Origin of the sequence: Secundilactobacillus malefermentans (assembly GCF_008033155.1) — a bacterium.
Classification (GTDB): domain Bacteria; phylum Bacillota; class Bacilli; order Lactobacillales; family Lactobacillaceae; genus Secundilactobacillus; species Secundilactobacillus malefermentans.
This window is the reverse complement of the sequence record NZ_CP042371.1, coordinates 225,504-247,669: the sequence shown is the minus strand read 5'-3', so window position 1 is coordinate 247,669 and position 22,166 is coordinate 225,504. Positions and strand designations below refer to the sequence as shown.

General features: G+C 41.2%; 15 protein-coding genes, 21 tRNA genes and 3 rRNA genes. 34 read left to right on the top strand and 5 right to left on the bottom strand.

The window, feature by feature from the left end; all coding sequences use genetic code 11:
* The first annotated feature begins 480 nt into the window (after positions 1 to 480).
* The 24 genes from FGL90_RS01295 (at position 481) to FGL90_RS01180 (ending at position 7,293) form a co-directional block, all read left to right on the top strand.
* Positions 481 to 2,046 (top strand): 16S ribosomal RNA (locus FGL90_RS01295).
* An 87-nt stretch (positions 2,047 to 2,133) separates the two neighbouring features.
* Positions 2,134 to 2,207 (top strand) — tRNA-Ile (locus FGL90_RS01290).
* 26 nt (positions 2,208 to 2,233) lie between these two features.
* Positions 2,234 to 2,306 (top strand) — tRNA-Ala (locus tag FGL90_RS01285).
* 176 nt (positions 2,307 to 2,482) lie between these two features.
* A 23S ribosomal RNA gene (locus FGL90_RS01280) occupies positions 2,483 to 5,401 on the top strand.
* Between the two features lie 61 nt (positions 5,402 to 5,462).
* A 5S ribosomal RNA gene (gene rrf / locus FGL90_RS01275) occupies positions 5,463 to 5,579 on the top strand.
* Together the 16S, 23S and 5S rRNA genes with 21 tRNA genes alongside form the textbook arrangement of a ribosomal RNA operon.
* 6 nt (positions 5,580 to 5,585) lie before the next feature.
* Positions 5,586 to 5,658 (top strand) — tRNA-Val (locus FGL90_RS01270).
* A 2-nt stretch (positions 5,659 to 5,660) separates the two neighbouring features.
* Positions 5,661 to 5,733, top strand: a tRNA-Lys gene (locus FGL90_RS01265).
* Between the two features lie 33 nt (positions 5,734 to 5,766).
* Positions 5,767 to 5,840: transfer RNA gene (locus FGL90_RS01260), tRNA-Thr, on the top strand.
* 15 nt (positions 5,841 to 5,855) lie between these two features.
* A tRNA-Gly gene (locus FGL90_RS01255) sits at positions 5,856 to 5,927 on the top strand.
* Positions 5,928 to 5,941: 14 nt separating this feature from the next.
* Positions 5,942 to 6,027: transfer RNA gene (locus FGL90_RS01250), tRNA-Leu, on the top strand.
* Positions 6,028 to 6,042: 15 nt separating this feature from the next.
* Positions 6,043 to 6,116, top strand: a tRNA-Arg gene (locus tag FGL90_RS01245).
* 5 nt (positions 6,117 to 6,121) lie between these two features.
* Positions 6,122 to 6,195, top strand: a tRNA-Pro gene (locus FGL90_RS01240).
* 36 nt (positions 6,196 to 6,231) lie between these two features.
* A tRNA-Met gene (locus FGL90_RS01235) sits at positions 6,232 to 6,305 on the top strand.
* 16 nt (positions 6,306 to 6,321) lie between these two features.
* Positions 6,322 to 6,395: transfer RNA gene (locus tag FGL90_RS01230), tRNA-Ile, on the top strand.
* A gap of 50 nt (positions 6,396 to 6,445) precedes the next feature.
* A tRNA-Ser gene (locus FGL90_RS01225) sits at positions 6,446 to 6,535 on the top strand.
* Positions 6,536 to 6,545: 10 nt separating this feature from the next.
* Positions 6,546 to 6,619: transfer RNA gene (locus tag FGL90_RS01220), tRNA-Met, on the top strand.
* A gap of 4 nt (positions 6,620 to 6,623) precedes the next feature.
* Positions 6,624 to 6,697: transfer RNA gene (locus tag FGL90_RS01215), tRNA-Asp, on the top strand.
* 4 nt (positions 6,698 to 6,701) lie between these two features.
* Positions 6,702 to 6,774, top strand: a tRNA-Phe gene (locus FGL90_RS01210).
* 9 nt (positions 6,775 to 6,783) lie between these two features.
* Positions 6,784 to 6,854, top strand: a tRNA-Gly gene (locus FGL90_RS01205).
* 15 nt (positions 6,855 to 6,869) lie between these two features.
* Positions 6,870 to 6,944: transfer RNA gene (locus FGL90_RS01200), tRNA-Ile, on the top strand.
* A gap of 6 nt (positions 6,945 to 6,950) precedes the next feature.
* Positions 6,951 to 7,038 (top strand) — tRNA-Ser (locus FGL90_RS01195).
* A 13-nt stretch (positions 7,039 to 7,051) separates the two neighbouring features.
* Positions 7,052 to 7,123 (top strand) — tRNA-Glu (locus tag FGL90_RS01190).
* Between the two features lie 18 nt (positions 7,124 to 7,141).
* Positions 7,142 to 7,215: transfer RNA gene (locus tag FGL90_RS01185), tRNA-Met, on the top strand.
* Between the two features lie 4 nt (positions 7,216 to 7,219).
* Positions 7,220 to 7,293 (top strand) — tRNA-Asp (locus FGL90_RS01180).
* Between the two features lie 248 nt (positions 7,294 to 7,541).
* On the opposite strand, the gene FGL90_RS01175 is transcribed toward FGL90_RS01180, so the two are convergent.
* Complete coding sequence (locus FGL90_RS01175; protein ID WP_263862591.1) at positions 7,542 to 8,489, bottom strand: IS110 family RNA-guided transposase; 948 nt, start codon at positions 8,487 to 8,489, stop codon at positions 7,542 to 7,544.
* On the bottom strand, positions 8,476 to 8,760 hold the full coding sequence (locus tag FGL90_RS10530) for an IS110 family transposase (protein WP_263862590.1): 285 nt from the start codon (positions 8,758 to 8,760) through the stop codon (positions 8,476 to 8,478). The genes FGL90_RS01175 and FGL90_RS10530 overlap by 14 nt, the downstream gene beginning before the upstream one ends.
* Positions 8,761 to 9,107: 347 nt before the next feature.
* On the opposite strand from FGL90_RS10530, the gene FGL90_RS01170 reads away from it, so the two are divergent.
* On the top strand, positions 9,108 to 9,539 hold the full coding sequence (locus FGL90_RS01170) for a CopY/TcrY family copper transport repressor (RefSeq protein ID WP_010620140.1): 432 nt from the start codon (positions 9,108 to 9,110) through the stop codon (positions 9,537 to 9,539).
* A 1-nt stretch (position 9,540) separates the two neighbouring features.
* Positions 9,541 to 11,556, top strand: a complete 2,016-nt coding sequence (locus FGL90_RS01165) for a copper-translocating P-type ATPase (RefSeq protein WP_147656556.1) — start codon at positions 9,541 to 9,543, stop codon at positions 11,554 to 11,556.
* A gap of 47 nt (positions 11,557 to 11,603) precedes the next feature.
* On the opposite strand, the gene FGL90_RS01160 is transcribed toward FGL90_RS01165, so the two are convergent.
* Positions 11,604 to 12,110, bottom strand: a complete 507-nt coding sequence (locus tag FGL90_RS01160; RefSeq protein WP_010620138.1) for an antibiotic biosynthesis monooxygenase — start codon at positions 12,108 to 12,110, stop codon at positions 11,604 to 11,606.
* A gap of 115 nt (positions 12,111 to 12,225) precedes the next feature.
* On the opposite strand from FGL90_RS01160, the gene FGL90_RS01155 reads away from it, so the two are divergent.
* Together FGL90_RS01155 and spx are read left to right on the top strand one after the other, a co-directional pair.
* Positions 12,226 to 12,966 carry an MBL fold metallo-hydrolase gene (locus tag FGL90_RS01155; RefSeq protein ID WP_147656554.1) on the top strand — a complete coding sequence of 247 codons (741 nt, stop codon included), beginning with the start codon at positions 12,226 to 12,228 and terminating at the stop codon, positions 12,964 to 12,966.
* A gap of 119 nt (positions 12,967 to 13,085) precedes the next feature.
* Positions 13,086 to 13,514 (top strand): transcriptional regulator Spx, encoded by a 429-nt coding sequence (spx, locus tag FGL90_RS01150; protein ID WP_147656552.1) that lies wholly within the window; start codon positions 13,086 to 13,088, stop codon positions 13,512 to 13,514.
* 73 nt (positions 13,515 to 13,587) lie between these two features.
* On the opposite strand, the gene FGL90_RS01145 is transcribed toward spx, so the two are convergent.
* The gene (locus FGL90_RS01145; protein ID WP_010620868.1) at positions 13,588 to 14,871 is read right to left on the bottom strand and encodes an ISL3 family transposase; all 1,284 of its coding nucleotides are present in this window, start codon (positions 14,869 to 14,871) and stop codon (positions 13,588 to 13,590) included.
* Between the two features lie 287 nt (positions 14,872 to 15,158).
* On the opposite strand from FGL90_RS01145, the gene FGL90_RS01140 reads away from it, so the two are divergent.
* The 3 genes from FGL90_RS01140 to pepF all read left to right on the top strand — a co-directional run bounded on the left by FGL90_RS01140 (position 15,159) and on the right by pepF (position 18,853).
* Entirely contained in the window at positions 15,159 to 15,881 is a 723-nt protein-coding gene (locus FGL90_RS01140; protein WP_147656550.1) for an adaptor protein MecA, read from the top strand.
* Between the two features lie 62 nt (positions 15,882 to 15,943).
* Positions 15,944 to 17,005, top strand: a complete 1,062-nt coding sequence (locus FGL90_RS01135) for a competence protein CoiA (protein ID WP_187240424.1) — start codon at positions 15,944 to 15,946, stop codon at positions 17,003 to 17,005.
* Between the two features lie 42 nt (positions 17,006 to 17,047).
* Positions 17,048 to 18,853, top strand: coding sequence for an oligoendopeptidase F (gene pepF / locus FGL90_RS01130; protein WP_147656546.1), 1,806 nt, complete (start codon positions 17,048 to 17,050; stop codon positions 18,851 to 18,853).
* Positions 18,854 to 18,903: 50 nt separating this feature from the next.
* On the opposite strand, the gene FGL90_RS01125 is transcribed toward pepF, so the two are convergent.
* A complete protein-coding gene (locus FGL90_RS01125) occupies positions 18,904 to 19,524 on the bottom strand; it encodes a DsbA family protein (protein ID WP_147656544.1) in 621 nt (206 codons plus the stop codon).
* 258 nt (positions 19,525 to 19,782) lie between these two features.
* Here FGL90_RS01125 and FGL90_RS01120 point away from each other — a divergent pair, with 258 nt between their 5' ends.
* From FGL90_RS01120 to FGL90_RS01110, 3 genes are read left to right on the top strand one after another with little or no spacing between them, the layout of a single operon-like run.
* On the top strand, positions 19,783 to 20,442 hold the full coding sequence (locus FGL90_RS01120; protein ID WP_010620131.1) for a GTP pyrophosphokinase: 660 nt from the start codon (positions 19,783 to 19,785) through the stop codon (positions 20,440 to 20,442).
* Positions 20,443 to 21,249 (top strand): NAD kinase, encoded by an 807-nt coding sequence (locus FGL90_RS01115; protein WP_010620130.1) that lies wholly within the window; start codon positions 20,443 to 20,445, stop codon positions 21,247 to 21,249. It abuts the gene before it with no gap.
* Positions 21,242 to 22,141, top strand: a complete 900-nt coding sequence (locus FGL90_RS01110) for an RluA family pseudouridine synthase (protein ID WP_147656542.1) — start codon at positions 21,242 to 21,244, stop codon at positions 22,139 to 22,141. The genes FGL90_RS01115 and FGL90_RS01110 overlap by 8 nt, the downstream gene beginning before the upstream one ends.
* Positions 22,142 to 22,166 lie beyond the last annotated feature (25 nt).

Here is a 22,166-nt window from a genome sequence, read left to right as displayed (position 1 = left end):
ATGAATTTACATGGAATACAATCAAAACTGATTGTCTTCTTTTTATTTAATTTCATTAAAATCAAAATATGCTCTTGACCAGAGTGACAATTGTTGATAAGATATTACCTGTTGTGATTCATTGGGAACGGCAATTGATGCCGATTTACGAAATGAAAAATTTTCTAAATCCAACTTCAAAAATGCTTGACAATGATGAGCAACATTTGATAAGATTTAATAGTTGTCGATTTCCAGTAGTCAGCAAACGAAATTGAATATTTATTCAATTTCGAGCTTGACTTTCCAGACACAGTATTTTATACTTATTAAGCTGCTTAGTTGTTATGAGCGGCGAGAATAGACCTTTGAAAACTGAACAAAGTTTCGACGAATCAAATGTGCAGGGCGATTCAACCCATCGAGGTTGGATCCAAAATGTAACAAACGAAGTCAATTCGTAAGCAACAAAAACAAATAATGAGCTAAAGCTTATCATTTTAAAATGAGAGTTTGATCCTGGCTCAGGATGAACGCTGGCGGCGTGCCTAATACATGCAAGTCGAACGCATCCCGTTGATTTGAAGTGCTTGCACTGATAATTAACATCGGATGAGTGGCGAACTGGTGAGTAACACGTGGGTAACTTGCCCAAAAGTAGGGGATAACATTTGGAAACAGGTGCTAATACCGTATAACAACGAAAATCGCATGATTTTCGTTTGAAAGATGGTTTCGACTATCACTTTTGGATAGACCCGCGGTGCATTAGCTAGTTGGTAGAGTAATGGTTTACCAAGGCAATGATGCATAGCCGACCTGAGAGGGTAATCGGCCACATTGGGACTGAGACACGGCCCAAACTCCTACGGGAGGCAGCAGTAGGGAATCTTCCACAATGGACGAAAGTCTGATGGAGCAACGCCGCGTGAGTGAAGAAGGGTTTCGGCTCGTAAAACTCTGTTGTTGGAGAAGAACGAACGTGAGAGTAACTGTTCACGTTGTGACGGTATCCAACCAGAAAGCCACGGCTAACTACGTGCCAGCAGCCGCGGTAATACGTAGGTGGCAAGCGTTATCCGGATTTATTGGGCGTAAAGAGAGTGCAGGCGGTTTGTTAAGTCTGATGTGAAAGCCTTCGGCTCAACCGAAGAAGTGCATTGGAAACTGATAAACTTGAGTGCAGAAAAGGACAGTGGAACTCCATGTGTAGCGGTGAAATGCGTAGATATATGGAAGAACACCAGTGGCGAAGGCGGCTGTCTGGTCTGTAACTGACGCTGAGACTCGAAAGCATGGGTAGCGAACAGGATTAGATACCCTGGTAGTCCATGCCGTAAACGATGAATGCTAAGTGTTGGAGGGTTTCCGCCCTTCAGTGCTGCAGCTAACGCATTAAGCATTCCGCCTGGGGAGTACGACCGCAAGGTTGAAACTCAAAGGAATTGACGGGGGCCCGCACAAGCGGTGGAGCATGTGGTTTAATTCGAAGCTACGCGAAGAACCTTACCAGGTCTTGACATCTTCTGCCAACCTAAGAGATTAGGCGTTCCCTTCGGGGACAGAATGACAGGTGGTGCATGGTTGTCGTCAGCTCGTGTCGTGAGATGTTGGGTTAAGTCCCGCAACGAGCGCAACCCTTATTATCAGTTGCCAGCATTAAGTTGGGCACTCTGGTGAGACTGCCGGTGATAAACCGGAGGAAGGTGGGGATGACGTCAAATCATCATGCCCCTTATGACCTGGGCTACACACGTGCTACAATGGACGGTACAACGAGTCGCGAACTCGCGAGGGTAAGCTAATCTCTTAAAGCCGTTCTCAGTTCGGACTGTAGGCTGCAACTCGCCTACACGAAGTTGGAATCGCTAGTAATCGCGGATCAGCATGCCGCGGTGAATACGTTCCCGGGCCTTGTACACACCGCCCGTCACACCATGAGAGTTTGTAACACCCAAAGTCGGTTCGGTAACCTTCGGGAGCCAGCCGCCTAAGGTGGGACAGATGATTAGGGTGAAGTCGTAACAAGGTAGCCGTAGGAGAACCTGCGGCTGGATCACCTCCTTTCTAAGGATAATACGGAAGGTTGCACATAAGTCGAAACTTTGTTTAGTTTTGAGGGGTTTACTCTCAAAAATGTGAGAACAGCTATTTGGGCCTGTAGCTCAGTTGGTGAGAGCGCACGCCTGATAAGCGTGAGGTCGATGGTTCGAGTCCATTCAGGCCCACTCGACATGCGAAAACATGTTAATATGGGGAATTAGCTCAGATGGGAGAGCACCTGCTTTGCAAGCAGGGGGTCAGCGGTTCGATCCCGCTATTCTCCATTGACCCTAATGGGTCAAGGAATTTGATCTTTGAAAACTAGATAATATCAATTTTTTCCTTTAATTTTATTGTAATAAATTAATTAAAGCCGAGAACACCGCGTATTTTTTGAGTTTTGAAACAAGTTTATATCGCGTAACATACTCAATTAACCGTTATCACGAAGTGATAGCTAGGTTAAGTTATGAAGGGCGCATGGTGAATGCCTTGGCACTAGGAGCCGATGAAGGACGGGACTAACACCGATATGCTTCGGGGAGCTGTACGTAAGCTTTGATCCGGAGATTTCCGAATGGGGAAACCCAATCATCTTAGTCGATGATTGTTGCTTGGGGAATACATACTCAAGTAACGGCAGACGTGGGGAACTGAAACATCTAAGTACCCACAGGAATAGAAAGAAAAATCGATTCCCTAAGTAGCGGCGAGCGAACGGGGAACAGCCCAAACCAACGAGCTTGCTTGTTGGGGTTGTAGGACTGAACATTTGAGTTACCAAAGCTTTCGATAGTTGAATAGGTTGGGAAGCCTAACCGCAGATGGTGAAAGTCCAGTAAGCGAAATCGAGAGCCCTCAGTTCAGGATCCTGAGTACGGCGGAACACGTGAAATTCCGTCGGAATCCGGGAGGACCATCTCCCAAGGCTAAATACTCCCTAGTGACCGATAGTGAACCAGTACCGTGAGGGAAAGGTGAAAAGCACCCCGGAAGGGGAGTGAAATAGTTCCTGAAACCATGTGCCTACAATTAGTTAGAGCCCGTTAATGGGTGATAGCGTGCCTTTTGTAGAATGAACCGGCGAGTTACGTTTACATGCAAGGTTAAGTCGAAGAGACGGAGCCGTAGCGAAAGCGAGTCTGAAACGGGCGTTTCAGTATGTAGATGTAGACCCGAAACCAGGTGACCTACCCATGTCCAGGCTGAAGGTGCGGTAAAACGCGCTGGAGGGCCGAACCCGTGTACGTTGAAAAGTGCTGGGATGAGGTGTGGGTAGCGGTGAAATTCCAAACGAACTTGGAGATAGCTGGTTCTCTCCGAAATAGCTTTAGGGCTAGCCTTGGAGTAAAGAATCGTGGAGGTAGAGCCACTGTTTGGACTAGGGGCCCGTCATGGGTTACTGAATTCAGATAAACTCCGAATGCCATAGATTTATATCCAGGAGTCAGACGGTGAGTGATAAGATCCATCGTCGAAAGGGGAACAGCCCAGACCACCAATTAAGGTCCCTAAATGTATGCTAAGTGGAAAAGGCGGTGAAGTTGCATAGACAGCTAGGATGTTGGCTCAGAAGCAGCCACCATTTAAAGAGTGCGTAATAGCTCACTAGCCGAGTGATTTTGCGCCGAAAATGTACCGGGGCTAAGTATACTACCGAAATTGTGGATACAACCGTAAGGTTGTGTGATAGGAGAGCGTTCTAAGGGCAGAGAAGCTAGATCGTAAGGACTAGTGGAGCGCTTAGAAGTGAGAATGCCGGTATGAGTAGCGAAAGACCAGTGAGAATCTGGTCCACCGAATGACTAAGGTTTCCTGGGGAAGGCTCGTCCTCCCAGGGTTAGTCGGGACCTAAGTCGAGGCCGAGAGGCGTAGACGATGGATAACAGGTTGAGATTCCTGTACTAGTTAAACGTGTTTGAACGATGGAGGGACGCAGAAGGCTAAGGTGAGCATTCAGTTGGATAAGAATGTTCAAGCAACGAGTCTGGTTAGCAGTCAAATGCTGGTGACCGAGTAGACAAGTTGTGATGAGGACCGAATTAAGTAGGGAAGCACCTGATGTCACGCTGCCGAGAAAAGCTTCTAGTGAATGTTTAACTACCCGTACCGCAAACCGACACAGGTAGTCGAGGAGAGAATCCTAAGGTGAGCGAGTGAACTCTCGTTAAGGAACTCGGCAAAATGACCCCGTAACTTCGGGAGAAGGGGTGCTGCACGCAAGTGTAGCCGCAGTGAATAGGCCCAGGCGACTGTTTATCAAAAACACAGGTTTCTGCAAAATCGTAAGATGACGTATAGGGGCTGACGCCTGCCCGGTGCTGGAAGGTTAAGTGGATGAGTTAGCTTCGGCGAAGCCCAGAAATGAAGCCCCAGTAAACGGCGGCCGTAACTATAACGGTCCTAAGGTAGCGAAATTCCTTGTCGGGTAAGTTCCGACCCGCACGAAAGGCGTAACGATCTGGGCACTGTCTCAACGAGAGACTCGGTGAAATTAAAGTACCTGTGAAGATGCAGGTTACCCGCGACAGGACGGAAAGACCCCATGGAGCTTTACTATAGCTTGATATTGGGTGTTGGCACAGCTTGTACAGGATAGGTCGGAGCCGTAGAGGCCGGAACGCTAGTTTCGGCAGAGGCGCTGGTGGGATACGACCCTGGCTGTGTGAACACTCTAACCCACACCACTAATCGTGGTGGGAGACAGTGTCAGGTGGGTAGTTTGACTGGGGCGGTCGCCTCCTAAAGAGTAACGGAGGCGCCCAAAGGTTCCCTCAGAATGGTTGGAAATCATTCATAGAGTGTAAAGGCAGAAGGGAGCTTGACTGCGAGACAGACAAGTCGAGCAGGGACGAAAGTCGGGCTTAGTGATCCGGTGGTACCGTATGGAAGGGCCATCGCTCAACGGATAAAAGCTACCCTGGGGATAACAGGCTTATCTCCCCCAAGAGTCCACATCGACGGGGAGGTTTGGCACCTCGATGTCGGCTCATCGCATCCTGGGGCTGTAGTCGGTCCCAAGGGTTGGGCTGTTCGCCCATTAAAGCGGTACGCGAGCTGGGTTCAGAACGTCGTGAGACAGTTCGGTCCCTATCCGTCGCGGGCGTAGGAAATTTGAGAGGATCTGTTCCTAGTACGAGAGGACCGGAATGGACATACCGCTGGTGTACCAGTTGTTCCGCCAGGAGCATCGCTGGGTAGCTATGTATGGATGAGATAAACGCTGAAAGCATCTAAGTGTGAAACTCACCTCGAGATGAGATTTCCCATTCCATTAAGGAAGTAAGACCCCTGAGAGATGATCAGGTAGATAGGCTGGGAGTGGAAGTGCAGCGATGCATGGAGCGGACCAGTACTAATCGGTCGAGGACTTAACCACAAAGTGGTGTTCTCTGAAGGAATTGATATTATCTAGTTTTGAGAGCTCAAGTTCTCAATAGTGTGGTGGCGATAGCCTAAAGGATACACCTGTTCCCATGCCGAACACAGAAGTTAAGCTTTAGCACGCCGAGAGTAGTTGGGGGATCGCCCCCTGCAAGGGTAGGACGTTGCCACGCGATCATGGAGGATTAGCTCAGTTGGGAGAGCGTCTGCCTTACAAGCAGAGGGTCACAGGTTCGAGCCCTGTATCCTCCATTGAGCCGTTAGCTCAGTTGGTAGAGCATCTGACTTTTAATCAGAGGGTCGACAGTTCGAGACTGTCACGGCTCATTGCTTCAAAGAAGCGTACCGACTTATAGTTATGCCGACTTAGCTCAGCTGGTCAGAGCACCTGTCTTGTAAACAGGGGGTCGGAAGTTCGAATCTTCTAGTCGGCATTGTACCAAATTATTGCGGAAGTAGTTCAGTGGTAGAACATCACCTTGCCATGGTGGGGGTCGCGGGTTCGAATCCCGTCTTCCGCTTATGCCAAAATAACGCCGGGGTGGCGGAATTGGCAGACGCACAGGACTTAAAATCCTGCGGTCAGTGATGACCGTACCGGTTCGATCCCGGTCCTCGGCATTAACTTAATATTTTGCACCCATAGCGCAACTGGATAGAGTGTCTGACTACGAATCAGAAGGTTGTAGGTTCGACTCCTACTGGGTGCATTTAACGGGAAGTAGCTCAGCTTGGTAGAGCACCTGGTTTGGGACCAGGGGGTCGCAGGTTCGAATCCTGTCTTCCCGATTAAATAAAATTTTAATAGTGTTTTATTTAACACTTCGCGGTGTAGCTCAGCTGGCTAGAGCGTCCGGTTCATACCCGGGAGGTCGAGGGTTCGATCCCCCCCGCCGCGATTAGGTCTCAGAACCTGGACCTTTAGCTCAGTTGGTTAGAGCAAACGGCTCATAACCGTTCGGTCGTAGGTTCGAGTCCTACAAGGTCCATTGGTGTATGTGAGTTTATATGCTTTTTACGGATCACATTTAAATATCATGGAGGATTACCCAAGTCTGGCTGAAGGGAACGGTCTTGAAAACCGTCAGGTGGGTCAAACCACGCGAGAGTTCGAATCTCTCATCCTCCTTTTTAATTATCGCGGGATGGAGCAGTCTGGTAGCTCGTCGGGCTCATAACCCGAAGGTCGTTGGTTCAAATCCAGCTCCCGCAATTATGGTCCGTTGGTCTAGCTGGTTAGGACGCCTGCCTGTCACGCAGGAGATCACGAGTTCGAGTCTCGTACGGACCGTTTTGGCTCGGTAGCTCAGTTGGTAGAGCAACGGATTGAAGCTCCGTGTGTCGGCGGTTCGATTCCGTCCCGCGCCATTTAGTTATGCGGGTATAGTTTAGTGGTAAAACCACAGCCTTCCAAGCTGTTGTCGCGAGTTCGATTCTCGTTACCCGCTTCGTTCATTTTCAATGGGCCTATAGCTCAGTTGGTTTAGAGCGCACGCCTGATAAGCGTGAGGTCGATGGTTCGAGTCCATTTAGGCCCACTTTTTGGAGAAGTACTCAAGTGGCTGAAGAGGTGCCCCTGCTAAGGGTATAGGTCGCGTAAGCGGCGCGAGAGTTCGAATCTCTCCTTCTCCGTTAACAATAATATGACCCGTTGGTCAAGCGGTTAAGACACCGCCCTTTCACGGCGGTAACATGGGTCCGAGTCCCATACGGGTCATCATTTTATTAAAATTATCGCGGGATGGAGCAGTCTGGTAGCTCGTCGGGCTCATAACCCGAAGGTCGTTGGTTCAAATCCAGCTCCCGCAATTATGGTCCGTTGGTCTAGCTGGTTAGGACGCCTGCCTGTCACGCAGGAGATCACGAGTTCGAGTCTCGTACGGACCGTCAATTTTATTAAGTTTATGATGTTGTTTTAAAAATAGTCATTACCTACTTCAATTAGGTAATGGCTATTTTTCTACGATTAGTCAAGAGAAACCTCTATTTTATGGGGTTCTCTTTTTTTTGAGCAGTACTTTAAGATTTTTTCCCGTGTTTTATAGATTGTATTACCGAATAAATGTATGATAAATAGCACCTCTGGTGTTATTGATTTTTTGAGGTGTTATAATTGTGTGTGAATGAATTATGATTTATTTCTCTGGTGAGAATTGTGTTGAATCATATAATTCATTATTTTTAATTAGGTGGTAGATGGTCCTAATCAGACGTCCCATCGCAGCTATGGCAATCTTCTTAGTGTGTGATTCACTAGAAGATTGCTTTTTGCGTTGATAAAAAATACTGATATTCGATGGATGATATTTGGCGACACTCATCATGTTTAAGACAGCTTTAAATAATATTTTTCTTGCATATGGATTACCGCGCTTTCGAATATGCTGCATCATCTCGAAATCCCCAGATTGATACTGGATCAAATCAATTCCAACGTATGCATTAATGGCATTGGAGCTATGAAATCGGCTAATATCACCTAACTCAGCTAAGAGACAAACTGCTGTTTTAATACCGAATCCCGGAATTGATTCTAAGATTGGGATTTCGGCAAGTAAGCTTGAAATCTTAGTCATTTCCTCAATAATATCTGCCTTAAGTCCGCTTAAGTGTTCAACCTCGTTAGCTAGATAAATAACGGAGTGAACTGCGTGAGCGTTGTAATCAACTGCGGGGGCAGATTGACTTGCCAAATCATGAAGATGCCTAGCTAGAGCGAATGCACGCTTCTCACTCATGTTTTTTGGTGTAGCCTTTAAAATGAATTGGGCTAACGCTGGTAATTCGATTGCTAATACAAGGCTGGCATGTGGAAATTGTTGCACGACGTGCCAATACAATGCACCATCGGTCGTGCTTATAAATTGTTCCACCTCTGGGAAAGTAAGCTGCAACTTTTGATGTAATCGATTTTTAGCTCGTACAATATCTTCGTTGAATTCTTGATAGGTTCGCTCCAAGTCGTGAAGCTCGCCATACACAGCTTTTTCCTTAAAGGTCGACTGATAATGATGTTGTGCCATTGCCATTGCTAATGAAACGGCATCTAACCGATCATTTTTATTATGCCTAAACCCATCCATGTCTTTTTTTTGCTGCTAATGGGTTAATTTCCGTATAATTCCAATTTTCCCTTTGAAGAAAGGACCGTATACTTCGGGAATAGATGCCAGAAGATTCAAAAATTACCTTCGGCGATCTAAAACTGTTAAGCGCATCATCAAGTATTTTGTAACCTGGTCGGTTATTGGTTATTTTAAATTCTTTAAACGTCCTGCCATCAATCAAAATGGCTACGTTTGAACTATGTTTACTGACATCAATACCAAATATGATTTCCATATCAAGCATCATCAAACACCACCTACATAAAAGTTGTATTCATCGATTCACTCATCTCAATTTTCAATACACGACTTTAATAGCCAACAGACTTCGAGCGAGCTCATTGGTGAACCGGATGAAGTTGCCGTTTTTTGTTACGACGTCACCGTAAGGTGCGCCAAAAAGCAATTCGACATGTCAACTTCATTTCCACTTTAACAGAATATAAAAGTGGTGAATCATAATTCCGTCGAATTATGATTCACCACTAATGTTAGTCAGTTTTTGTGTAAAAAACTAGTTTTCGAGGGCCATTGTTTACGGATTCAGGCATCCATGGTAGACTACATATGTAAACACAATTAGGAGATGAAGTTATGACAGAAATTCTAAATATTTCGGAAGCCGAATGGGAAGTTATGCGTGTCGTTTGGACATTGAAAAAAGCTAAGAGTCGCACAATTACTTCTTATCTTTCCGATAAAATGGATTGGAAAGCATCTACTGTTAAAACGCTAATCGGTCGATTGGTTAAAAAAGATTATTTAGAAGCCGAAAAAGATGGAAATTCATTCACTTATTTCCCACTGATAGCTGAGAATAAGTCAAATGAAAAATTAGCTGTAGAAACTTTTAACAATATGTGTGCGATGTGTGCGGGGGACACGCTACTCAGTGTTGTTAAAAATTTAAAATTAAGCAAAAATGACATTAACAATTTAATCAATGAATTAAATAATAAGCTAAAAACTGCTCCAGACGAAATTGCATGTGACTGTCTTTCAAAGCGTACAAAAGAGGAAGAATAATATGGACGATATGAAGCACGTAAATGGTGAACATGATGGAAAGGGTACTCGTCACGAGCCGCCAATGATGAACATGAAAAGCTTGAAGTTTAGGTTTTGGATTTCCCTTGTGCTAACAGTGCCGATTATTCTAATGTCGCCTATGATGGGAATGAAACTGCCATTTCAGTTTTTCTTTGAAGGATCTGATTATTTAGTTGCTGTAATTGGAACCGTACTTTTTCTTGTTGGTGGTCAACCTTTCTTTAGCGAGGCAAGGGGTGAACTTCATAAGAAAAAGCCAGCGATGATGACGCTGATTTCAATGGGAATATTAGTGGCATATGTCTATAGTTTATACGCTATTATTGCAAACAACATTTTTCAAGTTACGTCGATGATTACTAATTTCTTTTGGGAACTCGCAACATTAATAGATATAATGCTTTTAGGCCACTGGATAGAAATGAACGCTGTTATGAGTGCGGGATCTGATGTTAATCATTTGGCAAAGTTAATACCAAAACAGGCGCATTTAGTTGATCACGATTCTATTATTGATATTGATGTAGCCAAATTAAAAATGGATCAAATACTTGAAGTTAGAGCAGGAGAACAAATTCCTGCAGATGGCGTTATTATTGATGGTCAAACATCGGTTAATGAGTCTCTGATTACTGGAGAATCAAAGGAAATTAGAAAAGGAAAGAATGATAAAGTCATTGGAGGCGCACTGAATGGTAACGGGACATTTAGATTTAAGATATCTAAGGTAGGTCGGGATAGTTATCTTTTTCAAATTATGGATTTAGTTCAGTCTGCTCAGACGAATAAATCAAAACTAGAAAATAGAGCTGATAAAGTTGCTGGCTATTTATTTTATGCTGCACTCTTTGTTAGTATATTGTCATTTAGTATTTGGCTATTTCTGAGTGATTTAACGGTCGCCTTACCAATTGCGGTAACCGTATTAGTCATTGCCTGTCCACATGCGCTTGGGCTCGCAATACCACTCGTAACTGCAAGAAGTACTTCTATCGCAGCGACAAATGGACTACTAATTCGAAACAAAACAGTCCTGGAAAAAATAAATAAATTAAAATACGTTTTACTTGATAAAACGGGGACTCTCACTGAAGGTAAATTTACAGTAACAGCCTTAATTAGTTTATCAGAGGATTTTACGGATGACGAGATCACAAAAATATTGGCTGGACTTGAGAGTAGCGCGACTCATCCACTAGCTACTGGAATCTTGGACTTTGCAAAAAAGAAAGAAATAACTGCAGCACATACTGAAAATACAGCACAGATTGTGGGGGTCGGGCTGAAAGGAACAATTGATGGCAATGAATATCAGATTGCGTCATCCGGATATTTGGATAGGAACGAAATTTCATACGACCGTGACCAATTCAAAACGCTCGCAAATGATGGCAACACAGTTAGTTTCTTACTAACTAAATCTAAAGTTATTGGACTTGTTGCGGAGGCTGACGAAATTAAATCCACAGCAAAGGAAACCATTTCAAGCCTTAAAAGTTTGGGAATTATTCCAGTTATGTTAACAGGAGACAACATAATGGCGGCAAAAACGGTTGGCCATAATTTGGGTATAGAGAAAATTAAAGCTGGACTTCTGCCAGAAGAAAAACAGAAAGCCGTAACTGATTTTGAAAAACACGGATTTTCTATGTTTGTTGGAGACGGTGTTAATGATGCTCCTAGTTTAGCGAAAGCATCGATTGGCGTTGCAATTGGTTCTGGAACGGATATTGCAATCGACTCTGCTGATGTGGTTTTAGTTAACTCGAATCCGGAAGCAATTATCACCTTAATTGAGCTTGAAAAAGCAACAAATCGAAAAATGATTCAGAATTTGTGGTGGGGGGCCGGATATAATATACTCGCGATTCCGCTTGCTGCTGGAATTTTGGCTCCGATTGGATTTATGCTCAATCCCATGGTTGGGGCTGCCGTTATGTCACTAAGTACAATTATTGTTGCTATTAACGCATTAACTCTAAAAATTAAGTAGCAAACGGCCCTAGCAGAGTTCATCTGTTAGGGCCGTTAAGGTTAAATTTATTTATTATTTTCAACATATTTAAAGTAGGTAACAATTCGGTAATCGTGGAGTGGTGTATCAAAGCCTTTAAATCTTGCATACTCGTCACTATGAGTCCAACTGTTGAATTCTTGAGTGTCCGTCCACGTCGTCAAGATAATATTATTGCCCCTATTTTTCAACTCTTTCATAAAGTAAATTGCTTGCATACCTTGTGGGAGTTCTGGAGAATTGACCAATTGATTTGCGGTCGCATTGAAAACTTTTTGGTCGTCAGGTGATAAATTTTTAAGATAGATAAAGGAATAGAAGTTTTTATTCCAATCCGAATCCCCAGCATGAGACTTGATATCGTAAACAACCCCAGATTTAAAAATGTTTTTTTGACCAGAAACATCGATGAGCGCAATGTCATCGTTTGTATTGTCTGATTGCACCAATAACTGTTGTCGATCTGAGTGCTTTTCTCTAAGTTGATTCAGAATGGCGTAGCTGCCAAAGGTGATAGATATTTGCTTTAACATACAAAAGACCTCCTAACCTACTTTCATTATACTAATTATTGAGGCTAATAGAAAATGTTTACTTTGGATAAAAGAGGATTTACACTAAAAGTTACAACATAAAGGGGCGAGTAAATTGAAATTAACTGTCTTAGGATACTACGGTGGCTATCCTCAAAATGGTGTTGGTACTAGTAGTTATCTTGTGCAAAGTAATCAGTTCAATCTTTTAATTGACTGCGGAAGCGGGGCATTGTTAAGTCTAGAAAAAGTTTTGGATCCGCTTCAATTAAATGCGGTCGTTTTGTCCCATTATCATCATGACCATACTGCAGACATAGGAGTCCTTCAATACTATTGGCAGCTTCACCCACAAAATCGGTCACAGGATTTATTACCAATTTATGGTCATACGCAAGACCCACTAAACTTTGGAGCACTTAATTGGCCAAATTCCACGATTGGAAGGCCATATAGTGAAGATAAAGAACTTGTACTTGGTCCATTTGAAATTAGTTTTCTGGAAACCCAGCATCCTGTTCCTGCTTTTGCCATGCGCATCACGGAACGGGAAACTGGTAAAATATTGGTTTTTACAGCAGATACGAATTACTTTAACAAAATGGTGGAATTTTCAAAAAATTCAGACTTACTGCTGACTGATACGAACTTCTTTGATGATAAACGAGGAAAAAAGTGGCATCTGACAGCGAGTGAATCAGGCACGTTGGCTAAGCTTGCTGGGGCAAAGAACTTATTGTTGACTCATTTACCGCAAAATGGAGATTTAGAAGAATTAACACGTCAGGCACAACAAAGTGCAGGAAACTTAATTCCAGTTCAACACGCTGAATTACGAAAAGTTTATCAAATTTAGAAATAGTGAATTAACCATGACATTAGTGTGGTCTTTCAGTGAATTGGGTTTAAATTATGATTACTATAGTTTATACTTAATATGTTGCAACGATTTATTTAGCTGAAGGAGGTCACACTATGGTTGTCACACTATACACGTCACCCAGTTGTACATCTTGTCGAAAAGCAAAAGCTTGGTTACAGAAACATGATATTGAGTATGCTGAACAAAATATATTTGCTAATCCGCTAACTCGAGATGAGATAAAGCAAATTTTACAAATGACAGAAAACGGAACTGAAGATATTATTTCAACAAGGTCGAAAGAATTTCAAGAGTTAAAGTTTGGATTAGATGATATCCCCTTAACCCGGTTAATTAGCATGATTGAGGCTCATCCGGGATTGCTTAGGCGACCAATTTTGATTGATAACAAGCGATTACAGGTCGGCTATAATGATGATGAAATTAGACGCTTTTTGCCGAAGCACGTTCGAGTCCTTGAGTTTGAAGAAGCAAGGCAACGAGCTGAAATTGGCTCTTTGTCAAATCCTGTTGATAGATGAATTTGGGACACTGTTAGAAGTTAGGCTCTTTGTCAAATCCTGTTGATAGATGAATTTGGGACACTGTTAGAAGTTATGCAACTTCTAACAGTGTCTTTTTGTTTGGTTTGGTTCTCATTTGTTGTAATTTAACTCTTGAAACTAAGTGGTGATAATTTCGGAAACCGAAGGCAGTTCTTTGAATTTGCTTAATCATTCTATTGATCCCTTCAATTGGACCATTAGAATACTTTGATTCACTGGCATTGAGGACTATTTCAAGATTCTTTTTAAATGTGGTTAAAACATCTTTCATTTGCGAGCTAAGCTTATCGTTGTTATATAAATATTGAACAAGACCATCTTTGTCGTGATTTTTAAGACATATCATAATGCCTTGCATGGCGTTATAAGTATTTAACAGTCTTTCATCAACATCTAGACCTAACTGAACTCTTTCGAGTTGAGTTACTTGTTTCCTAAGGTGTCGATCGAAAAATGTTTTTTTAATCTCAAGCTCATCGAAGTGTTTTAAATAAAGTTTCCAGGAGAATTTAAGCATCCGATATTCCTTGGATTGTTTCTTGTATTCTTTCATAATTTGAACGCGACTTTGGTTAAAAGATCTAGTCATCATCGCAACAATATGAAAACGATCGACAATTATTTTGGCATTTGGAAATACCAATCTGGCGATATCTTGATAGTAACTATTAAGGTCCAGAGAAACTGTCTTTACTTGCTTTCTAGCGGTGCTGTCAAACTTATTAAAGTAATCAATAATAGTTTGTTTAAAGCGATCCGGTAGGATCTGTTGAATTTCATGATCACCATCACCGTTAATACAAAGAAAGTGGAAATCGCCGCCAACACCACGAAATTCATCCATAGATAAGTGCTCAGGTAAAGAATGATAATTTCTCCGAAATAGATCATCATAGTTGTCTAAATAGCGACAAACGGTACTGGGAGAAACACTATTATCTAAAGCAATACTAGTCTGAGTACGATCATCCTGAAGATGCATGAATATTTTTTGTCTGGTAGCTTTGGAAATATTACAATACTTATTGACGAGGTCTGTTGTTGCCATTACCGAGTTTCCACAATTTTTACAGATTAATCGTTCTTTATGAAGTTCAAGATAGACGGGCTCACTAGCGTTGGCCGACGGATATGAAACGCGTGACACATAGTGTCCGTTATGACTAAAGTTTTCAAAACCACATTGAGGACACCTTGTATAAGTGGCTTTTACATTGGCAACATAGACTTTAGCAGGTTTTGATTTTATGAATTGATGCTTATAACTGAAAAAAATAACATTTGGGTCTTTAATACTGAGTGAAAATTTTATATTATTATCTATAGGGTTCATGGTTTCTCACATCCTTTGATGATGCTGTAGTGGGTGGATTTTTTTGTGTGTGGGGACCTGTGGGCCTCTTTTTTTTTCAAAAAAATCCTGTTAATAGATTACCACATTGGTAGTTCATCAACAGGAAAAAGTATAGAGCCCTGAAATTTAGTTAAATTAAGTTACAAATATTAAAAATTCCATTATAATCACCTAAAAGGAACGCTTATCCTTTACTTTTACTCAAATTCTTATAGAATTGAAGCTGTAGGATTATACCCTAAGCGCAGAGAAAGGGGTGCTTATTCATGAAGATGGAAAGAATTAATGAAAATACGATTCGAGTTCTCATTGGGAACGAAGATTTATCAGAACGTGGCATCACAGTCCTTGATCTGCTCGGAAATCACAAGCAAATTGAAAACTTCTTTTACAGCATTTTAGAAGAAGTGGATGTGGATCACCAATTTCAACAAAATGATGCAGTGACATTCCAGGTCTTGCCAAATCGAAATGGATTAGAACTCTTTATTAGTAAGGGTGACACGGATGATGAGGAAGACGATTCTGAGTCAATGGTTGAGGATGGTACTGAAGAAGAGGTACCTGACTTTTTGAGACAACAATTAATGGCGACGGATAATAATGTAGCTGATGGGAAGAGCTCGTCAACAAGTCAATCGAAAGACAAGGGTGGATACACAATCAATAAACAAGCCGGAAGTAAGGTAGAAGTACCAATTCATGACGTTATTATCAAGCTTCATGATTTCGAAGGATTGATTGCTATTGCTCAACTGATGCATTTATCAGATGCTAAAACAAGTCTTTACAAGTATCAAGGAGATTACTATCTTGAATTTATTTATGATTTAAATGAAGCATCAAAGGGATCTATTAGTGATGAATTGGCAGTTGCTTACGAGTATGCTGACAAGACACAAGTCACTGTTGATGTGCTTGAAGAGCATGGTAAACGAATAATGGAAAATTCAGCATTTGAATTAACCAGAAAGTATTTTATCAAATAGAGGAACCACCAATTAAAAATAATTGGTGGTTTTTTTCGTATTTATCTTTGGAGATGATAGAAATGCTGACAGCATTAACCAAGGATAATCAATTAGTCATTGCTGATAAAAAGTTGCGGAAGAAAGATTCATACTTTTGTCCCGTGTGTCACAAGCAAGTGCGATTAAGACGGGGAAAAATCCTGTTGCCACACTTTGCACATCGTCAAAATGCCGCGTGTTTTGCATTACTAGAAAATGAATCGGAACGCCATCTTGTTGGAAAACTAGCAATTCTTAATTTTTTCAAAGGTGCCAACCTAGAGGGTGATTTAGAAGTTTACTTTCCTGCGATTCAGCAGCGTCCAGATGTTTTGTTAACAAATGGCCAGCATCAAACAGCTATTGAATTTCAGTGCAGTCCGCTATCGGCAGAACGGCATAAGCAGCGAAATAAAGGGTATCAGTCTTTAAAAATCCCGGTAATTTGGATTTTAGGCGAACCCTATCTCGAAAGAAAATTAACTGGCGACAAAATTGCGCAATTTGCTTATTTCAGGAAAAATTTAGGAATTTATTTATTGTATTGGCGTTCAAAATTACAAGTATTGGAAGTGCATTACCAGCTTAAAATTGATTGTAGTCAGAAAATTTATTATCAGGTCATGCAATTTTCAACTTATTATGACTATGCGAAGTGGCTTTCATCAGCTCAAATCTCTGTAAAAGCAAGTAAAGGAAATCTCAGCGTTTATCGAAAACTAATGAAGCAAATTCAAACTGGAATATTTTATAATTCAACCAATTATCGAAGCTGGCAAAACTATTGCTATGTTAGAGGAAGCTCACTAATGCAAATTCCACATTGGCTTTTTCAAGATTTACAAATAAAGCCCCTTTTTCGTCAATCAAACGTTATCTGGGGAAAATTAGTGATTGTTACGATACAGGCTGATTATCATAATGAACTGTTACTCGAGGATTACTTGAACATTTGTCGGCGAATAACTGATTTATTAGGTGGCCCCTATAACTTTTTACAAATACCAAACGCTGAAAAATGGTATGACGACTTCTATAAGAAATTTTATATGATGTTAATGCAAAATTTGATGTTAAAAATTAAAAATAAAAGTGCAATGTAGTATGATAACGGTAACAGAAAACTGATAATTGGAGGAATCGACATGGTAAAACAGTTACCAAAAAGAAACGAGGTTGCACAAACGTTAACCTGGGATCTTAGCAAGATTTATGCAAGTAGTGATGAATTCGAGTTAGCTTTTAACGAAGTACAAAGTGAGTTACCGGTTTTAGCAAAATTGAAGGGTACTTTAATAAATGATTCGACTTCTCTCTTAAACGCATTAGAGGCCATTTTAGCAACTGATCGGAAGCTTGAGAAGCTTTATGTGTACACCGAGTTAAAAAGCGATGTTGATACCTCAAATTCGGAAAATCAGGCACTAAACAGTCGGGCAGAGACCCTGGTTTCTGATTTTTCAGCAAGTACTGCATGGTTTGAACCAGAACTATTAGCAATTCCGGAGCAACAATTGCTTTCCATGATTCACAATAATTCTGAGTTACAAAAGTATCAACATTATTTTGATGTGATAAACATGCAAAGGAATCACGTTCTGTCTGCAGATGAAGAAAAACTATTAGCTGGTGCAGAAAATATTTTTTCCAGTTCTTCTCGAACTTTTGGTATCATAAACGATTCTGATTTAACATTTCCGGTAGTTTCCGATGAAAGTGGGGATGAAGTTCAACTGTCACAAGGTATTTATGATACGTTAATTAAATCGACCGATCGGGCAGTTCGTAAGCAAGCTTTTGAACGCCTATATGAAGTCTATGGACAATTTAAAAATACATTGGCTTCAACTTTGTCCGGAGAGGTTAAAGCCCATAATTTTATGGCTAAGAGCCATAAATATGTAAGTGCCAAAGACCAGGCACTGAGTCAAAACCAAATACCTGAATCAGTTTTTGATACCCTAGTAAAAACGGTTGACGCACACTTACCTTTACTACACAGATACGTTGCGCTACGTAAACGAATTTTAAATTTAAAAGAGTTGCATATGTATGACATGTATACGCCAATTACAGGAGAACCAAGCCTTTCATACACTTATGAGGAGGCAAAGGCAACCGCACTCGACGCGTTGAGTGTCTTTGGTAAGGATTATATTTCTCACGTAGAGGAGGCCTTTTCATCTCGTTGGATTGATGTTGTTGAAAACAAGGGTAAACGGAGTGGGGCCTATTCTTCTGGTGCCTATGATACAGCCCCATATATGCTCTTAAATTGGCAAAATGATTTAGATAATCTTTATACTTTAGTCCATGAAATGGGTCATAGCATGCACAGCTGGTATACGCATCATAATCAACCTTACCAGTATGGGGACTATTCGATCTTTGTTGCAGAAATTGCGTCAACGACCAATGAAAATATTTTAACTGATTATTTATTAAACAAGTATGATGATCCAAAAATCCGAGCCTATATATTAAATTATTATTTAGATGGATTTAAGGGAACCATTTTCCGCCAAACGCAATTTGCAGAATTTGAACAATTTATTCATGAAGCCGATGCCCAGGGAAATCCGTTAACATCTGACATGATGACTAAATACTATGGTGATTTAAATGCACGGTATTACGGAAATGAAGTCTCTCGAGATCCACAAATTGGATTAGAATGGTCCAGAATTCCCCATTTCTATTATAATTTTTACGTTTACCAATACGCCACTGGATTTGCAGCGGCAACAACTTTGGCAAATGGGATTACGCATGGATCCAAGGAGAATGTTCAAAAATATCTAAATTATTTGTCAGCCGGAAGCGCCAATTATCCAATTGAAGTAATGAAATCAGCTGGTGTGAATATGACCCAGTCGACTTATTTGGAAAAGGCATTCGACACGTTCGAAAAACGATTAGACGAGTTTGAAAAAATAATTGAAAATAACTAAAAAAATAGCGAACCGACTCACCTAGAAGGTGACTGGTTCGCTATTGTAAATTACAATACTCGTAAGTGGGGATGGTTATCAAAACTTGATGTTGGTGTTTGAATGCTAGAAGTTGGCGTGAAGCCTTGTCTTTCACAAACTTCTCGTAAAACCGGATAACTAACATCGTCCACTCTTAAACCCGATTCATCAGATAAGGCATTATAGATAACGGCCGTGGAGGCGTGTTCAACCTTCATTTCAGCTGCAAGTCGTTGATCTGCTTTAAATGCCCGTTTTGCTAGATTTGACTGACGATCTTCAAGAAACATTTCTAAGTCAAGATTAACTGTTTTTGCGACTCCTTGAACAAGCGAATCACTATATTGTTGACCAGCCTTTAACAGAGCACCCTGGAGTTCAAGCAGGAATTGACGTCCACGCTTTTTTCCTTGAAACAGTGCTGCTTTATAATCTAAGACGGTCTGATAGTGCTGCGCAAAGGTCTGGTTTCGATCCGTTAAACTAACGGTATTTGAGGCAATAGGGGAATCGTTCAGCTGCATGCTTAACATTGGAACAAATTGATAGGATAGTTGGTCGGGCAATTCGTTAGCCAGCTTGATGATATTTTGCTCAGACGACATACACTTGCCGCCAAGCGGATTTACAAATAAATAAACTTCTAGCAAAATACTTCCTCCTATGGGTAGGGACCCACAAATTTGATATGTAAGAAAAAACAATGTATTCAGAATAATTGATTTTATGAAAAATAGCAATAAATTAACTTTCACTGATTTGCACCCTTATAATGCCCTAATTCGTGTGCGCAGTAAAGAATTTTGACTTATCAAGGAATGAAAGCAATGGTTTGGTCCAGAATTGAAATTTTATGATAAAATTGAGAAGGCATTAAGACGTCAAATCTGACGTAATGGGGTGAGAAAGTGATTAAGGATTGGAATCAAGAATTACTGCCATATAAACAGGCGGTAAATGAATTAAAAATAAAATTGCGTGGCATTAGAGAGCAATTTCAAAATCAAAATGAACGAGCACCAATTGAGTTTGTGACTGGCAGAGTAAAACCAGTTGATAGTATTCAGGAAAAGATGCAGCGACGACATGTTTCTGAGGATCGTTTGGAACAAGATATGGAAGACATTGCGGGTCTAAGAATTATGTGCCAATTTGTCGAAGATATTTATCAAGTGGTTGATTTACTCAGAAAACGAACGGATCTAAAGATTCTGGAGGAGCGAGATTACATACACAACGAGAAGCCTAGTGGTTATCGCTCGTATCATATTGTAATTGAATATCCAGTTCAATTAATTACTGGTGAAAAACGCATTTTAGCGGAAATTCAAATTAGAACATTGGCCATGAACTTTTGGGCAACGATTGAACACTCTTTGAATTATAAGTATCAAGGAGAATTTCCTGAGGAACTCAATGGACGCCTACATCGTGCTGCAGAAGCTGCGTTCAAATTAGATACCGAGATGTCTGAAATTCGTGAAGAAATTCAAGAGGCTCAGCACCTTTTCTCCTATGGCAAAGGAGAAGTCGTTAAGCGGCGTAATGAGCAAAATAAGGATGATTAGATGAGAATTGCAATATTTAGTAATAAGGGCGACGCTTCTAGAAAAGTGTCAGCCGCTTTATATGACCTAATTAATAAAACTGATCTTGTAATTGACGGCCTGAATCCGGATATTGTCATTACAGTTGGCGGCGATGGGACGCTCCTATCAGCTTTTCATCACTATATTGACCGACTAAAACAAATTCGGTTTGTCGGTATTCACACGGGACACCTTGGATTTTATACTGACTGGCGTGATTATGAGGTGAAGGAACTCATTAATAGTTTAGTTCACGATGATGGTCAGAGTGTGAGCTATCCGTTATTAGATGTAAAAGTTGATTATTTAAATGATAATCAATCGGATTCAATTTTGGCGTTAAACGAATCAACAATTAAACGACCAACCAATACGATGCAAGCAAATATTTTTATCAAAGGTGAATTCTTTGAAAGCTTTCGTGGAGACGGCCTATGTATTTCAACTCCGACAGGGTCTACGGCCTATAATAAGTCAGTTGGTGGGGCCATCATTAATCCAAAATTTGATGCGATTCAAGTAACAGAAATAGCCTCTATTAATAATCGGGTGTTTAGAACAATTGGATCACCACTTATTTTGCCGGAAGACGAGTGGCTAAGGGTTGAGCCAGAAACTGGTGATAATGACGTTGTCACTTGTGATCAGCTGACAATTTCTGATCGACCAATTAAATCGATTTCTTATCGGATTTCTCAGCAACGAATTTCATTTGCACAGTATCGGCATACACAATTTTGGAAACGAGTCAGTGGGTCCTTTATTGGTGAGGAACAACATGACTGAGTTTAATTGGCATAATGAAAGTACGGAACCAATAAAGGTTAGAACCCTTTTAGCAGAAAATGGGGTGACTCGATCCCTGTTAAAAGAAATAAAGTATCACGGCGGTTTAGTTGAAGTAAATGGTGTTGAGCGGCGAGTCAATGAATCGCTTCAAAAGGGTGACTGGGTTCGAATGGTCCTCCCGCCAGAGCCTGCTAATGACGTTATTTCGCCGTCTGATTTGCCGCTTGATATTCTGTTTGAAGATGAGCATTTCTTGGTAGTAAATAAGCCAGCAAACGTAGCATCAGTCCCTTCACACATTTACGCTAGGGATACGTTGGTTAACCGTGTGAAGGGATACTATGTTAGGCAAGCTTACGAAAATCAAGTGACGCATATCGTAACCAGATTGGATAGAGAAACAAGCGGAGTGGTGTTATTTGCTAAACATCATTTAGCTCATTCAGTATTGGATCTTCAACTAAAAAAGCATCAATTAAAAAAGACCTATCTCGCAGTAGTAGAAGGTCAGCTAAAAAAGAATCACGATATTATCAATACTTCAATTGGTCGAGCACCAAATTCATTTATTAAGCGCCAGGTGGTAAGTGAAGGGAAAAAATCAATTACTGAGTATTGGCGTATTAAGCAAATGCCAGCAGCAACGTTATTAAGGTTGCAGCTGCACACAGGGCGGACACATCAAATTCGGGTTCATATGCAATCAATTGGTCATCCATTAATAGGTGATTGGCTATATGGATCCACCTCAAATCCCTGGATTAAGCGCCAAGCATTGCATTGTCTATCGGTTACTTTTTATAATCCATTTAGTAAACAAGTCATCAAGTGTGTCGCGCCCATTCCCAGTGACATGGCGACACTTATTACAAAAGAATCGGAAGTATAAAAAAACGACTGCCAATGCAGTCGTT

Excerpts from the sequence above, each read along its gene's own strand:
- FGL90_RS01175 (WP_263862591.1), bottom strand. The coding sequence starts at position 8,489 with ATGGATGGGTTTAGGCATAATAAAAATGATCGGTTAGATGCCGTTTCA.
- FGL90_RS10530 (WP_263862590.1), bottom strand. The coding sequence starts at position 8,760 with ATGATGCTTGATATGGAAATCATATTTGGTATTGATGTCAGTAAACAT.
- FGL90_RS01170 (WP_010620140.1), top strand. The coding sequence starts at position 9,108 with ATGACAGAAATTCTAAATATTTCGGAAGCCGAATGGGAAGTTATGCGT.
- FGL90_RS01165 (WP_147656556.1), top strand. The coding sequence starts at position 9,541 with ATGGACGATATGAAGCACGTAAATGGTGAACATGATGGAAAGGGTACT.
- FGL90_RS01160 (WP_010620138.1), bottom strand. The coding sequence starts at position 12,110 with ATGTTAAAGCAAATATCTATCACCTTTGGCAGCTACGCCATTCTGAAT.
- spx (WP_147656552.1), top strand. The coding sequence starts at position 13,086 with ATGGTTGTCACACTATACACGTCACCCAGTTGTACATCTTGTCGAAAA.
- FGL90_RS01145 (WP_010620868.1), bottom strand. The coding sequence starts at position 14,871 with ATGAACCCTATAGATAATAATATAAAATTTTCACTCAGTATTAAAGAC.
- FGL90_RS01140 (WP_147656550.1), top strand. The coding sequence starts at position 15,159 with ATGAAGATGGAAAGAATTAATGAAAATACGATTCGAGTTCTCATTGGG.
- FGL90_RS01135 (WP_187240424.1), top strand. The coding sequence starts at position 15,944 with ATGCTGACAGCATTAACCAAGGATAATCAATTAGTCATTGCTGATAAA.
- pepF (WP_147656546.1), top strand. The coding sequence starts at position 17,048 with ATGGTAAAACAGTTACCAAAAAGAAACGAGGTTGCACAAACGTTAACC.
- FGL90_RS01115 (WP_010620130.1), top strand. The coding sequence starts at position 20,443 with ATGAGAATTGCAATATTTAGTAATAAGGGCGACGCTTCTAGAAAAGTG.
- FGL90_RS01110 (WP_147656542.1), top strand. The coding sequence starts at position 21,242 with ATGACTGAGTTTAATTGGCATAATGAAAGTACGGAACCAATAAAGGTT.